Origin of the sequence: Vibrio comitans, assembly GCA_024346835.1 — a bacterium.
Lineage (GTDB): Bacteria > Pseudomonadota > Gammaproteobacteria > Enterobacterales > Vibrionaceae > Vibrio > Vibrio comitans.
The window spans coordinates 43,897-57,689 of the sequence record AP024866.1; the positions used below are offsets into that span (position 1 = coordinate 43,897).

At 44.9% G+C, this 13,793-nt stretch carries 12 protein-coding genes; 6 read left to right on the forward strand and 6 right to left on the reverse strand.

Going from position 1 to position 13,793, the window contains the following annotated elements:
* Positions 1 to 319 precede the first annotated feature (319 nt).
* From ggt to rarD, 3 genes are all read right to left on the reverse strand, one after another.
* Positions 320 to 2,083 (reverse strand): gamma-glutamyltransferase, encoded by a 1,764-nt coding sequence (ggt, locus tag OCU46_RS00210; protein ID WP_371858857.1) that lies wholly within the window; start codon positions 2,081 to 2,083, stop codon positions 320 to 322.
* Positions 2,084 to 2,167: 84 nt separating this feature from the next.
* Positions 2,168 to 2,827, reverse strand: a complete 660-nt coding sequence (locus tag OCU46_RS00215) for a LysE family translocator (protein ID WP_141273662.1) — start codon at positions 2,825 to 2,827, stop codon at positions 2,168 to 2,170.
* Positions 2,824 to 3,723 carry an EamA family transporter RarD gene (rarD, locus tag OCU46_RS00220; RefSeq protein ID WP_141273660.1) on the reverse strand — a complete coding sequence of 300 codons (900 nt, stop codon included), beginning with the start codon at positions 3,721 to 3,723 and terminating at the stop codon, positions 2,824 to 2,826. Before rarD ends, OCU46_RS00215 begins: the two co-directional genes overlap by 4 nt.
* A gap of 164 nt (positions 3,724 to 3,887) precedes the next feature.
* Here rarD and recQ point away from each other — a divergent pair, with 164 nt between their 5' ends.
* The 3 genes from recQ to OCU46_RS00235 all read left to right on the forward strand — a co-directional run bounded on the left by recQ (position 3,888) and on the right by OCU46_RS00235 (position 6,825).
* Positions 3,888 to 5,702 (forward strand): ATP-dependent DNA helicase RecQ, encoded by a 1,815-nt coding sequence (recQ, locus tag OCU46_RS00225; RefSeq protein WP_141273687.1) that lies wholly within the window; start codon positions 3,888 to 3,890, stop codon positions 5,700 to 5,702.
* Positions 5,695 to 5,997: a DUF3630 family protein gene (locus OCU46_RS00230; protein ID WP_141273658.1), complete on the forward strand. Its 303-nt coding sequence runs from the start codon at positions 5,695 to 5,697 to the stop codon at positions 5,995 to 5,997. The genes recQ and OCU46_RS00230 overlap by 8 nt, the downstream gene beginning before the upstream one ends.
* Before the next feature lie 162 nt (positions 5,998 to 6,159).
* Positions 6,160 to 6,825 (forward strand): 7-cyano-7-deazaguanine/7-aminomethyl-7-deazaguanine transporter, encoded by a 666-nt coding sequence (locus OCU46_RS00235; RefSeq protein WP_141273655.1) that lies wholly within the window; start codon positions 6,160 to 6,162, stop codon positions 6,823 to 6,825.
* Positions 6,826 to 6,865: 40 nt separating this feature from the next.
* Here the strand turns inward: OCU46_RS00235 and OCU46_RS00240 are convergent, their stop codons facing one another.
* From OCU46_RS00240 to rhlB, 3 genes are all read right to left on the reverse strand, one after another.
* Positions 6,866 to 7,840, reverse strand: coding sequence for a glycosyl transferase family protein (locus OCU46_RS00240; RefSeq protein ID WP_141273653.1), 975 nt, complete (start codon positions 7,838 to 7,840; stop codon positions 6,866 to 6,868).
* Between the two features lie 83 nt (positions 7,841 to 7,923).
* The gene (gene gppA, locus OCU46_RS00245) at positions 7,924 to 9,408 is read right to left on the reverse strand and encodes a guanosine-5'-triphosphate,3'-diphosphate diphosphatase (protein WP_141273651.1); all 1,485 of its coding nucleotides are present in this window, start codon (positions 9,406 to 9,408) and stop codon (positions 7,924 to 7,926) included.
* A gap of 8 nt (positions 9,409 to 9,416) precedes the next feature.
* On the reverse strand, positions 9,417 to 10,730 hold the full coding sequence (rhlB, locus tag OCU46_RS00250; protein ID WP_141273649.1) for an ATP-dependent RNA helicase RhlB: 1,314 nt from the start codon (positions 10,728 to 10,730) through the stop codon (positions 9,417 to 9,419).
* 112 nt (positions 10,731 to 10,842) lie between these two features.
* Between rhlB and trxA the strand changes: the two genes are divergently transcribed.
* The 3 genes from trxA to OCU46_RS00265 all read left to right on the forward strand — a co-directional run bounded on the left by trxA (position 10,843) and on the right by OCU46_RS00265 (position 13,760).
* The gene (gene trxA, locus OCU46_RS00255; protein ID WP_141273647.1) at positions 10,843 to 11,169 is read left to right on the forward strand and encodes a thioredoxin TrxA; all 327 of its coding nucleotides are present in this window, start codon (positions 10,843 to 10,845) and stop codon (positions 11,167 to 11,169) included.
* Between the two features lie 217 nt (positions 11,170 to 11,386).
* Positions 11,387 to 12,646 (forward strand): transcription termination factor Rho, encoded by a 1,260-nt coding sequence (gene rho, locus OCU46_RS00260; RefSeq protein WP_141273685.1) that lies wholly within the window; start codon positions 11,387 to 11,389, stop codon positions 12,644 to 12,646.
* A 148-nt stretch (positions 12,647 to 12,794) separates the two neighbouring features.
* Complete coding sequence (locus OCU46_RS00265; RefSeq protein WP_141273645.1) at positions 12,795 to 13,760, forward strand: hypothetical protein; 966 nt, start codon at positions 12,795 to 12,797, stop codon at positions 13,758 to 13,760.
* The last annotated feature ends 33 nt before the right edge of the window (positions 13,761 to 13,793 follow it).

Sequence of the window (13,793 nt, forward strand, 5' to 3'; positions counted from 1 at the left end):
TATTGTGTCCATTCAATGTCCAATTTGCTTTCCATGCCGACTATTCATCCTGAATACCCGAATCTTCATCCTGAAGAACACCTAATCCTTGGTGATTTCCTTTTCCGTGTCAGCTTCCTTCCGACCCTTGTTATATTATGCTTTTCTCTCTTTTGCTCAATGGGGTGTCAGCAAAAATATTTTAATCGTAACAACAACTCACAAGCCTATACCAATAAAAACAATGACTTATGTTTGTTTTGGTCTGTTTTCGGCAGATTTTAGCTTTGATCGCGCACATCTTTGTGAGAGATCTCTTACAAATTTCGGGCGAATGTCGTTATTGTCTTACCGTTTGATTTTCTCCAATAGCGACACCTTCTCGTCTCGGATCCGCTGCGCCGGTTAAATCTTGCTCAATCTTGATGATGTGCAGGCCTGAATTCAAAGGCTTTAATTTGGTTTTATAACCCCATTGCTTAAATTCTTGCTCATACTGCTGTGCGCTAGTGTCTTGTTCAAATTCAACCGTACCAAAACGGTTGGAAATATGGGGCAATTGAACCACTTCTTCTAATGGTAACTGCCAAGTTAAGTGAGCGATCAGAGCTTGCGCTACATACCCAATGATGTAGCTGCCACCAGGAGAACCAACGGATAAATAAGGAGAACCATTCTTCAGTACAATCGTTGGTGACATTGAAGAACGTGGCCTTTTCCCTGGAGCAATGTGGTTAGCTATGATCTGGCCATCTTGATGATGTTTAAAAGAAAAGTCCGTCATTTGGTTGTTAAGTAAGAACCCTCTGACCATGATTCGAGAGCCAAACACGTTTTCGACACTACTGGTTAAGCTGACCACGTTTCCTTGTGCATCAACAATATTAAAGTGGGTTGTCGAGGGAAGTTCTATAGATTGGTCATCGGCGTAGCTTAGGGCTACTTCCCATGGAGGAGACCCAGCACTGACTGATTTGAGAGGAGCTTTGAGGTTTATCATTTTTGCGCGCTGTTTAAGGTAGTCTTCATTAATGAGCCCTTGAGAAGGGACAGACACAAAGTCGCTATCGGCCAAAAATTTCGCTCTATCTGCAAAAGCCAGTTGGGTGGCGTCACCAATGACCTTATAGCTTTTAGCGCTGGTTGCTCCCCATTCATGCAGCGGGAACTGCTCAGAAAGTTTGAGTATTTGACCGACGGCGATCCCTCCTGAACTCGGTGGGCCCATTCCGCAAACGTCGTACTGTAGGTAGTCTACACAAATAGGGGTACGTTCTATGACTTCATATCTGGCAAGGTCTTGCTTTGCCAATACCCCGGTATTCTTGGGATGATTGGCGACTGCTGCAACAATATCATTAGCGATATCACCCTGGTAAAAAGCATTTTCACCATAGGTGGCCAAAAGCTTTAGAGTGTCGGCATATTCCTGATTAATGAGTACTTCGCCTGCTTGTTTAGCGCTACCATCTTGATTGAGGAAGTAAGCCTTGGCGTTAGCGTCAATTGACAGGTGCTCTTTATCCCTTTCAATCAAACTGGCTAATCGAGGGCTAATGGTAAACCCTTGCTCTGCCAACGCTATTACGGGTTCAATCAGCCTTGGCCATTTGACGCTGCCATGCTTTTGGTGCATTTCCCACAATAGCTTTATCGCACCAGGTGTCCCTACCGAAAGTCCACTTACAACTGCGTCATAGAATTTTAACGGTTGACCATCTTTGCCAATAAAATGTTCTGGTTTTACGGCTAAGGGGGCAGTCTCGCGAGCATCGAAAGTGGTGAGATTTTTTTTCTGCCCATCCCAGTAAACGAGAAAAGCACCGCCGCCTATTCCCGATGATTGGGGCTCAACGAGTCCTAGCACCAATTGTGTCACCACCATGGCATCAATTGCATTGCCACCATCCTTTAGTACTTGGGCAGCATATTGGCTAGCGATAGGGTTTGCGGCTGTAACCATCCATTCTTTGCTTTGCTGCGCTTTCTTCGCTTCCCAACCGGTAGGTGTTTCGGGAGCGACAGCATCGCTGGCTTGATTGGCGATGACTACAGAAGGAACCATGCAGGCTAAAGTGAGTAGGGATAGTGTTCGAAGAGTCATTAGGTTGCCACGCTATTGCAGTAAAGTACTGAAAGCGTGGCATTTAATTATAATTTTTCAAATGAAAACGAACGTTTTGAGAGATCAGTTCGTTAGGAGCTGGGTGACCGCTTGCCAAAGAATGGCTGTACCTAAGATAGAAAACAGCAGACAGCATATGACATCTATATAGATGGCAACGCGAGCCAGTACTAGCTGCAGTCTTTTTGTCGACAAGGCCCAAGCCAATAACGCGAACCAAAACAGTGACAAGCTCCAAAGAATAACTAACGCTGCGACTTTGCCTTCTACAGACATGCTTGCCGGTACTAATGTCGACATCAAACTGACGAAGAATACTAAGGCTTTTGGGTTCAATAGGTTAGTAGTTAGCCCTCGTGTGAAGGCTTGCTTCTTGCTATTGAGGGTAAAGTCTTTACCTGGCTTTTTGTCTTGAGAAGACTTTCGAATGCTTTGGATTATCGATTTAATACCGGTTAATCCTAGATAAGCTAGATAGCTACCACCCATCAGCTGAAGCAAAAGAAACAGTGTTGGGTGTGAATGAACTAGGTAGCTGATTCCTGTTAGGCTGAGGATTGAATGAATCAAAATGCCAATGGAAAGACCAAATGCAATGGCGATGCCAGTTTGTCTGCCGTAGCGTGTTGAATTTTGCACCACTAGAGCAAAATCAGGACCAGGGCTCATTAGAGCAATAAAATGCACGCTAGCTAGCGTCAGCAACACGTTAACTTCGTTCACTTTCTATTGTTCCTAGCGTTTTTGATGCCGTCGAAACTAAATACAACCAATGCTGCCCAAATGAACAAAAATGTCACTGCTTTATTGATACTAAAGTGCTCACCGTAGACCGTGATAGCCAGGATAAACATCAGGCTTGGACCTATGTATTGGAAAAAACCTAATGTAGATAGCTTGATGCGAGTTGCTGCACCTGTAAAACAGAGTAGTGGGGCGGTAGTGACGGCTCCAGCAAGCATGAGTAGCGTATTTAGGTCCCAGCTGTTAGTAAACATGTTAGATGTATCGCTGTTTGTGAAGAATGCCCAGTAGATGGTGGCAAGAGGCAATAGAAATAAGGTTTCAACAAACAGCCCAGTTTGCGCGTCAAGGTTCACTTTCTTTCTTAGCAATCCATAGGCGCCAAAGCTGCAAGCGAGGGCAAATGAGATGTAAGGAATTGAGCCGAAGGCAATTAATTCAATTGCCACACCACAAAATGCCAATGCCACAGCAATCCACTGCACTGCACGCAAGCGCTCGCTAAGGAAAATCATCCCAAGCATAACGTTGATGATAGGGTTGATGTAATACCCAAGGCTGGCTTCTAACATATGGTTGCTATTAACTGCCCATATGAAGATTAACCAGTTCACCCCGATCAGAAGAGAAGAAGTGAGTAAATATATCAGTTTGGTTTTACTTTTTAGTATTTCTTTAAAAGAATGCCACCCTTGCCCAAAATGGATTAAACCAGCAAGCAAGAAGAACGACCAAATGATCCTATGCATCAGTATCTCACTGGCTGGAACCGCAGATAACGCCTTGAAATATATAGGTGCAATTCCCCACATGGTGTATGCCATTACGGCAAAGATGACACCTTGACGAGTGCGCTGTTGAGCTAGGTTATCCATAGATTCTCGAGATACTGATCGGAAAACAGCAGAGTATAGAGAGCACTCACTCTAAGAGCCAGTAAAATGCGGTTTCCATCCTAGATCATCCCCTTTACAATGTAGCGCTGATTCATCAACCACTACTCACAGGTAATACATCTTACATGCCCACCCATTTGTCTATGATTGAGGAATCCGATACTCAAGTAACACCTCAGAGCGTGCTGGAGGATGTGTTTGGCTATCAGGAGTTTCGAGACGGCCAACAACAGGTGGTAGATGCCGCACTCGCTGGAAAGGACACTTTGGTTATCATGCCTACTGGTGGTGGTAAGTCCATGTGTTACCAAGTCCCAATGCTGGTGGCTTCAGGAATGGGCTTAGTGATCTCGCCACTGATTTCATTGATGAAAGATCAAGTCGATCAATTGAAAGCCAATGGTGTAGCCGCGGAGTGCATTAACTCAAGCATGACCCGTGAGGAGTTGTTGTCGGTATACAACAGGATGCATCAAGGCAAGATAAAGCTTGTCTATGTATCCCCTGAACGCGTGCTAATGCATGAGTTCATGGAGCGCTTGCAACATCTAGAGATAAACCTAATCGCCATTGATGAAGCGCACTGTATCTCTCAATGGGGGCATGACTTTAGACCTGAGTATGCGTCTTTGGGTCATTTGAAGCAGCAATTTAGCCATGTACCGTTTATGGCACTGACCGCTACGGCAGACGATACGACACGACTTGATATTAACGGCAGACTGCAACTTGATGACCCTCTTTGTTATCTCGGTAGCTTTGATAGACCCAATATTCGTTATACCTTGGTGGAAAAGGCAAAGCCGGTTGCTCAAGTTATTCGCTACCTCGCGACTCAGAAAGGCCAATGCGGCATCATTTATTGCGGTAGCCGCAAGAAAGTCGAAATGGTCACCGAAAAACTCTGTAATAACGGTATTCGTGCCATGGGCTACCATGCTGGAATGGATCCTGACGAGCGCGGCTACGTACAAGAAGCATTTCAAAAAGATGATATTCAGATTGTTGTAGCAACCGTTGCCTTTGGTATGGGGATCAATAAGCCGAATGTGCGCTTTGTTGTGCACTTTGATATTCCTAGGAACATTGAGTCCTACTATCAGGAAACCGGTCGAGCAGGGCGAGATGGTTTGCCCGCTGAGGCGATGACACTGTATGACCCATCCGACATCAACTGGCTACGACGCATGCTTGATGAAAAAGAGGATGAGCAGCAGAAAAAAGTAGAGATGCACAAGCTAAATGCAATGAGCGCCTTTGCTGAAGCCCAAACCTGTCGCCGACAAGTGCTACTGCATTATTTTGGAGAGTATCGAGAAAAAGCCTGTGGCAACTGCGATATCTGTATCGACCCGCCGAAAACCTTTGATGGCACTGAGGCGGCGAGAAAGGCGCTTTCTTGTGTGTATCGCGTTAATCAATCCTTTGGTATGGGGTATGTGACAGAGGTGCTTCGTGGCATGCAGAACATACGTATTCGTGAGAATGGTCATGACAAGTTAACAACCTATGGTATTGGCCGCGATAATAGTCATGACTACTGGGTGAGTGTTATGCGTCAATTGGTGCATAAAGGCATGCTGACACAAAACATTGCTCGAAACTCAACCTTGCAACTGACAGAAGAGGCGAGACCGCTATTACGTGGTGATATGGAACTGGAGCTTGCTGTGCCAAGACTGGATCTCACCGTTTCGGCCAAATCCGACAAGACTCCAACAAAACATTACGATAAGAAGTTGTTTGCGAAACTGCGAAACCTTCGTAAGCGCGTTGCTGATGAGGAAGGACTGCCTCCTTATGTGGTGTTTAATGATGCTACCTTAATTGATATGGCCGATATTCTGCCAACCTCGTATGGTGAAATGCTTGCAGTAAACGGAGTAGGGCAACGTAAGCTCGACAAGTATGCTGATGCTTTTCTTGACCTAATTCAGGAGCATATTACTGGTGTCTAGCTTTACTCTTCGTCATTTTGATTCACAAAAAGGCCGCCTGTCTTTGGTGACTCCCTCATTTGACCATGATGATTTTCCCTCCGTTGGGCAGCAATTTATCGACCTTATCGATGCAACAGTATTAGAAAAACAGCAAGATGCTGATCTTCACTCTTGGTTGATTGATTTTGAAGGTTGTCAGCTAATGTTGCGCGCGGAACACTATAGTGAGTCCATGTGGTTAGAGGCGCTATCTGCTGGTCAGTCTGAAGAAGAACTAAAATACCTTGCAGGGTTAGTTGCTAGGGGTATTTAGTTAGAAAGGTTTCACATGAAACCATAGTGCTGTTCATCTATTGCACAATCTGAATCGTTATGTATAATTCCGAGCCCGCCATTTTGGTGGGCTTTAAATTTTGAGATGAAGCGACTTGCTTCGAATGGGTTCCCTCGCCCCCATCTACTAAAAAGGTACAATATGAACCGTTTTAATCCATCGCAACTGCGTAAAGCGCTTTTCTTTTTAGCGTCATTCCACCTGATCATCATTGCCTCGAGCAACTATCTCGTTCAACTGCCGTTTACTGTTTTTGGTTTTCACACCACATGGGGCGCATTTACGTTTCCCTTTATCTTTTTGGCAACTGACCTGACCGTTCGTATCTTTGGTGCGCCACTTGCGCGTAGAATTATCTTTTTGGTAATGCTGCCTTCGCTAGTAGTGTCTTATCTACTCTCAGTCGTGTTCTTCGAAGGGCAATTTCAAGGCTTTACACCTCTTGGAGAGTTCAACCTGTTCGTGGCTAGAATTGCTATTGCATCGTTCATGGCTTACCTGTTAGGACAGATCTTGGACGTGCATGTGTTTAACCGTCTGCGTCAAATGAAGCAATGGTGGATAGCCCCAACGTGCTCCACTTTATTTGGTAATGCATTAGATACATTGGCTTTCTTTAGTATTGCTTTCTATAACAGCCCTGATGCGTTTATGGCACAGCACTGGCAAGAGATAGCATTAGTCGACTATGTGTTTAAACTTGTAATTAGCTTGGGCTTGTTTGTTCCTATGTATGGTGTCTTGCTGAATTACTTGATTCGAAAGTTGACTACCGAATCAGACCAAAGAATTGCTGCAGAGGCATAAAAAAAAGAGCTCCCAATGGGAGCTCTTTTTCGTTTCAGTATTAGTGTTTAGAGCAGAACTGCGTCCATAGGCGATAGGCTTCTTGATCGGCTAATTGCTTATCTTTTAGTTTGGTAAAGAGTAACACTGCAATGGAAGCGACTACGTGATTAGCCATCTGAACTTTATCGGTCTCTATAGTGCCAAGAGGGCACTGCTTTGGCGTGACGATTTGTTCATTGTACATCTCCTTCCAGTAGTGCGAATGTAAGCCCTTACTATCGCTTGTCCAAATAGTTTGGCTTACTTTTGGATTGTACTCAGACTCACCAGACACTCCCTTAAACGAGGCAATTGAGCAGTTTGAATGGCCAATATTGGTTTCTATCTCTGCATGTAACTCCTGAAACCCTGGGTGGAAACTGCCCCTGACTCCATACTTTGCACTACCCGGGTTTAATCCTCTTACCACAGTATTAATTGGTGTTCTCAAGCCATAGCGTTTCTTCCAATCAAGCATCTTTTCTGCGATAGGGGCGAAGTGAGATAGTGGTAAGTAAGCGATGTTTGAAGATTGTAGCAACGAGGTAGCATGCTCAATATCGTTGGCTGTTTTGATATCGAGTGATTGCAAATAGTGTTGGCTATGCACGCGGTCTGAACCAGCGTCAAGATGACCATGGATCAGCACTTTATAACCCTCATCAGCAAGGATAGCGGCGGCAATCAGGTTCCATGGCAGGGATTGCTGATTGCCATTGATATCTTCTTTGCTTTTCTTTCCTGCATAACAAGGCCAGTCGATATCGACTTCGATTTTAGGCAGTCGCTGGTGGAAGGCTTTAGTAAAACCGGCAATCTCTGCTGCTGTCTCGTTGTTAACTCGGATGAGCATCATCAACATCGCCATTTGATCATCGTCGATCTGGCCATCAAGATATTGATCCATCACGGTAAAGGCTTGATCAAACGAGAGGGGCTTACGACCACGCTCTCCTCGGCCAACACAGCGGATGCACTCCAATATTATGCTCATCTCTCAAGCTCTCCTTGCTTCGATTTTGTTCTCAAAATATTTGTATGTAAAAAAGCCCAGCTTAATAAACTGGGCTACTTAAATTATATCTGCTTGACTTGCAAAGGCCAGTTTTGGTCTGACTGCCGATTGGCTTCAATTTCAAGTTCCGCGACGGTCAATGGATTGGCATTACACCAGTTGGCATCAATGGATAAACAAAGCTGTTTACCTGTCGCTTGCAGCTCGACTGAGGGCTGCAGATTCACATTACGCCTATGAGTCAGTATTACTGACAAGCGTAGAATTCTTAAGATGTTCTCCGCGCTCTGCTTACTGACGGCCTGTTGTTCAGGTAAAGAAGACAAAGCATCTTTGTAGCGTAGCGTAACATCAGCGAGCAGATTCTTTTGTGCTCGTGTATAGCCAGGTAAATCAAGATGCTGCAATAGGTAGGCGTTATGCTGTCCTGCCTTCTTAAAATCGATAGTCAGTCCAATCTCATGTAACTGAGCAGCGGCTTGTAGTAACTCAGTTGCTACGGACTCAGGAAGGAATTCATTGCCACATTGCTTGACCAGTTTGCTCGCTGTCGCGGCAACTTGCTTCGCATAGCCTTGATCGAGTTGAAAGCGCTGTTGAACACTGCCCAAGGTTCGCTGACGAATGTCTTCTTGATGCAACTCGGTGATCATTTCATAGACCATACCTTCGCGAAGAGCACCGCCTGCAAGGGTCATTTCATCAATATCTAAAAGCTCAAAAATCGCTAATAAGATAGAAAGACCACTTGGGAATACAAGGGCTCGCTCAAGGGTGAGACCTTCAATCTCAAGCTCCTCTAAGGCATCCGCTCGCATGGCTTGCTTCTGTAAGCGCTTCAATTTGGAGTGAGTAATCACTTCGTCCATGCCTTGCGCTAGCATTATCTCTTGCAGTGCTTGAACGGTCCCGCTTGCACCAACACACAAATCCCAGCCAAGCTCTGTGTATTCACTCAGAACAGGAGACAAGGTTTGCTTAGCTGCCTCTATAGCACGTTGGAAATTGTCAGCGGTGAGTTGTCTGTCGTTGAAGTGTTGCTCTAACCAAGTTACACAGCCCATTTGTAGGCTGTTGAGTACCTTGGCATCAAAACCTTCACCAATAATTAGCTCAGTACTGGCGCCACCAATATCAACAACAAGACGCTTGCCTTTACCACCAGAGGTGTGAGCAACACCTTTATAGATAGTGGCAGCTTCTTCGTCCCCAGATATGACCTGAATATCTTTACCTAGAATCTGGTTAGCTTTACTCAAGAACTCATCAATATTGGTTGCGACACGAAGTGTGGCGGTGCCCACAATACGAATGTTTTGTTCTGGGATGTCTTGCAAGCGCTCAGCAAATAGAGACAAACAGTCCCATCCTCTTTGCATTGCTTCCTGACTTAACGCGTTGCTGCTGTCTAACCCGGCAGCTAGGCGAACCTTGCGCTTAATCTTGGCCATAGTACGGACGCTTCCATGTACGTGCTTAACAACAAGCATATGGAAGCTATTCGAGCCAAGGTCAATGGCGGCATAAAGAGGAGATGAGTCTGTCATAACCTAAATTAGCTGTTTCCTGATGTTCTGTTATGAGGTCGTGATGGTCTGCTGTTACGTCGCTGATTGTTATTGCGACCTTGAGGTTTGCCAGAACCTTGACGACGATTGTTTGGTGAGCGCTGAAGGCGAATCGGCTTCGGCAACTCTTGAATCAAAGCTTCAGGGTCATAATCTGATGCTGGAATAGAGTGATCGATGTATTCTTCGATTGCAGGTAGGTTAACTGCATACTCTTCACAAGCGAAACTGATTGAATGGCCGCTTTCACCAGCACGCCCTGTACGGCCAATACGGTGAACATAATCTTCAGCATCATCCGGAAGGTCGTAGTTAAATACGTGTGTTACCAGTGGAATGTGTAGACCACGTGCTGCTACATCAGTCGCAACTAAGAAGTCCAACTCACCCGTAGTAAACTGCTCTAGAATTCGCTCGCGTTTTTTCTGCGGAATGTCACCGGTTAAAAGACCCACACGATGTTCATCGGCTGCTAGATAGCCCCAGACTTGCTCACATTTGTATTTTGTATTGGCAAAAATGATCGCTTTCTCAGGCCAATCTTGCTCAATCAACGTCATCAGTAGAGCGATCTTATCTTCATTTGAAGGGTGGAACAGCTCTTCTTCGATACGAACGTTGGTGCGACGCTCTGGTTCTACTTCCACATGCTCAGGATTGTTCATGTGCTCAAACGCCAATTCTTGCACGCGGTAAGAAAGGGTTGCAGAGAAAAGCATGTTAAGACGATCTTTCGGCTCTGGCATGCGGCGGAACAAGAAGCGAATGTCTTTAATAAAACCAAGATCAAACATACGGTCAGCTTCGTCGAGAACAACGGCTTGGATATGATTAAGGTTAAAGGCTTTTTGCTTGAAGAAATCGATGATACGACCAGTAGTGCCGATCAAAATATCAACACCTTGTTGCAGTTCATTTAGCTGCTTGTCGTAGCTTTCACCACCATATGCAAGCGCCGCTTTAAGGCCAGTGCTTGCAATCAAAGCTTCAGCATCACGATGGATCTGAATCGCCAACTCACGCGTAGGTGCCATAATAATGGCGCGCGGCTGGTTCACTGCTCGAGACTCATCGGCAGGGTTTTTTAGTAGGTAATCAAAAGTAGCGGTTAGAAAGGCTAAAGTTTTACCAGTACCCGTCTGAGCTTGCCCCGCAATGTCTTGGCCAGTGAGCAGTACTGGCAGCGCTAACGCTTGAATCGGAGTACAATACTCAAATCCTTTTGCTTGCAACCCAGAGATAATCTGAGGGTGCAAATCGAAGTCGGCGAATTTTTGCTCTGTGATGTGTGTCTTTTTCATGAGCATAGAATATCAGCTTACGCTTGCATTAAGAAAGGAAATCCATTCCAATAGGCAATCTAATTGCTGATAATCATCAAATCGGCAGCAGAAAATTGATTTGGAGCTAAAGATGAGCGATAAGATTTTGCAGCTTTCTGACGATGGTTTTGAAAGTGATGTAATTAAAGCTGCAGGCCCTGTGCTGGTAGATTTCTGGGCAGAATGGTGTGGTCCTTGTAAAATGATTGCCCCTATTTTGAGTGAAATCTCAGAAGAGTACGCTGGTAAACTTACCATTGGTAAGCTGAATATCGATCACAACCCAGCAACGCCACCAAAATATGGCATTCGTGGTATCCCAACATTACTGTTGTTTAAAGACGGCAATGTAGCGGCAACCAAGGTAGGTGCGCTTTCAAAGACTCAACTTAAAGAGTTCCTAGACGCAAATATCTAAAAATGAGAAAAACAAATTAACCGTGTATTTTTTAATGCACGGTTTTGTTTTTTCTAGAAGCTAGACTAGGCTTGTTTTTAGTGCTAGTTTATTGCACGTAAATCATACAATTTTCCTTTTCTTGGTCGATCCTGAGACCAAATCTCTCTAACTAACACATACAGATCCTATTTTGACTACTAAATCTAATACAAAGACCACCACAAAATCGACCACTATGAATCTAACAGAGTTGAAGAACAGACCTGTCTCAGACTTAGTGAAACTTGGTGAGAGCCTTGGTCTTGAGAATCTTGCTAGATTGAGAAAGCAGGACATCATATTTTCTACGCTAAAAGCGCACGCGAAAAGCGGAGAGGATATCTTTGGTGACGGCGTCCTAGAGATTCTACAAGACGGATTTGGTTTTCTGCGCAGCTCAGACAGTTCATATCTAGCTGGCCCAGATGACATCTATGTATCTCCAAGTCAGATTCGTCGCTTTAACCTGCGTACAGGTGACAGCATTGCCGGTAAGATTCGTCCACCTAAAGATGGTGAGCGTTACTTTGCATTGCTGAAGGTTAATACTGTTAACCACGATAAGCCTGACAACGCACGTAATAAGATTTTGTTCGAAAACCTGACTCCACTGCACGCTAACGAGCGTATGGTAATGGAAGTGGGTAACGGTGCGACTGAAGATATTACAGCTCGTATCCTAGATTTGGCTTCACCTATTGGTAAAGGTCAGCGTGGCTTGATCGTTGCACCGCCAAAAGCGGGTAAGACAATGTTGCTACAAAACATCGCGCAAAGTATTGCCCGCAACCACCCAGAGTGTGAGTTGATGGTATTGCTTATCGATGAGCGTCCGGAAGAAGTAACCGAGATGCAACGCCTAGTTCAGGGTGAAGTTGTCGCTTCTACGTTTGATGAGCCTGCGTCTCGTCACGTACAAGTTGCTGAGATGGTAATTGAGAAAGCGAAACGTCTAGTTGAACACAAGAAAGACGTGGTTATCCTTCTCGATTCAATCACTCGTCTAGCGCGTGCTTACAACACAGTAATCCCTTCTTCAGGCAAGGTTCTAACAGGTGGTGTGGATGCGAATGCACTGCATAGACCTAAGCGCTTCTTCGGTGCGGCTCGTAACGTAGAAGAGGGTGGTAGCTTAACTATTATCGCAACAGCGTTGGTAGATACCGGCTCTAAGATGGATGAAGTTATCTACGAAGAGTTTAAGGGTACAGGTAACATGGAACTGCACCTAAATCGTAAGATTGCTGAAAAGCGTGTCTTCCCTGCGATTGACTTCAACCGTTCAGGTACTCGTCGTGAAGAGCTGCTTACTAAGCCAGACGAGCTTCAGAAGATGTGGATTCTTCGTAAGATCGTACACCCAATGGGTGAGACTGATGCGATGGAGTTCCTGATTGATAAATTGGCAATGACCAAGACTAACAATGAGTTCTTCGACGCAATGCGACGCCAGTAACAGATTTCTTTAGAAATTTGTAATTAACTGAACTTATCGTATGATACGCCACCTAATTAGGTGGCGTTTTTTTAATCACGACGATAATTATATGCCAGGACGGCATGGTACCACTAAGCTGGTACACAGGATTACAGGGAGTAAGAGTATGCACAAAAGGCTATTGGCTACGTTGTTAACTGCCATGCTTGGCTGCTCGTTTGCAGTACAGGCCATTGAACTTAGTGTTGAAGATAAGCAGCAAATGCTATCTGATGCTCAGTCCCAGAAGAGTGCGCAACGTATAGTGTCGCTCGCCCTATCCGAACAATCCGATCAGGCAAATTTCAATCTGCTTCGAATTAAGCAGCCACAACAAGAAGTTGTTAGATTTCTCGCTATTAAGGCTATCTCTGAAAGCGCACCTCAATACACCTCTGATTTAGCCGTCTTTGTTGATGCCCAACGCAAGGTAACCCCTTCACTAAAAATAGTGGAAGAAGGGGATGGTTTTCGATTTGTTTCGCCAGCATTTTCTTATCAGTTAATGGCACAACGTCTTATTGACGATTGGAAGCTAAATGACCAATTGATAGCTTTGTATGTGGGTGTGGAGAATGAGCAACTTGATTTACGCTCGTGGCTAACGGAGAGCCCAGAGCAGACTTCACAAAGAGAAAAACTACTTATTAACAACATAGATAAGATCTCTGATGAAGGCTTAACATACCTTGTTGGTCAGATTACAGATAATAGCGTGTTATCTTGGCTCCCAAGTTCAGATCTGATGGTCGCAATGGCCACGACATCCAATAACCCTGATCTCTACAATATTATGTGGAAGATGAAAGCGGATAGCGCATTAAGCCGAGAGCTAGAAAGGCTAGGGCAAGAGGGTAGTGACTTTTCAATACAGCAAATGATCGTGGCAAGTCAGAATCCTTCCTTAAGCGAGCGTAGTTTGCAACTGCTAGCCAAATACGCGCCTACCTCGCAACCAGCAGAAGATTTTTTGGTCTCTAGGATGAGGAATCAGGGTGATGCTCAGGTGATCACTGAAAGCCTCCAAGGCTATGGGTACAATAGTTGGTTTAACCAGTGGGCAAGTAAGTACCCAGAAATATTTAATCGTTAAATTTGTTAGCGGAAGGTGATGGGCTTTTTGCTA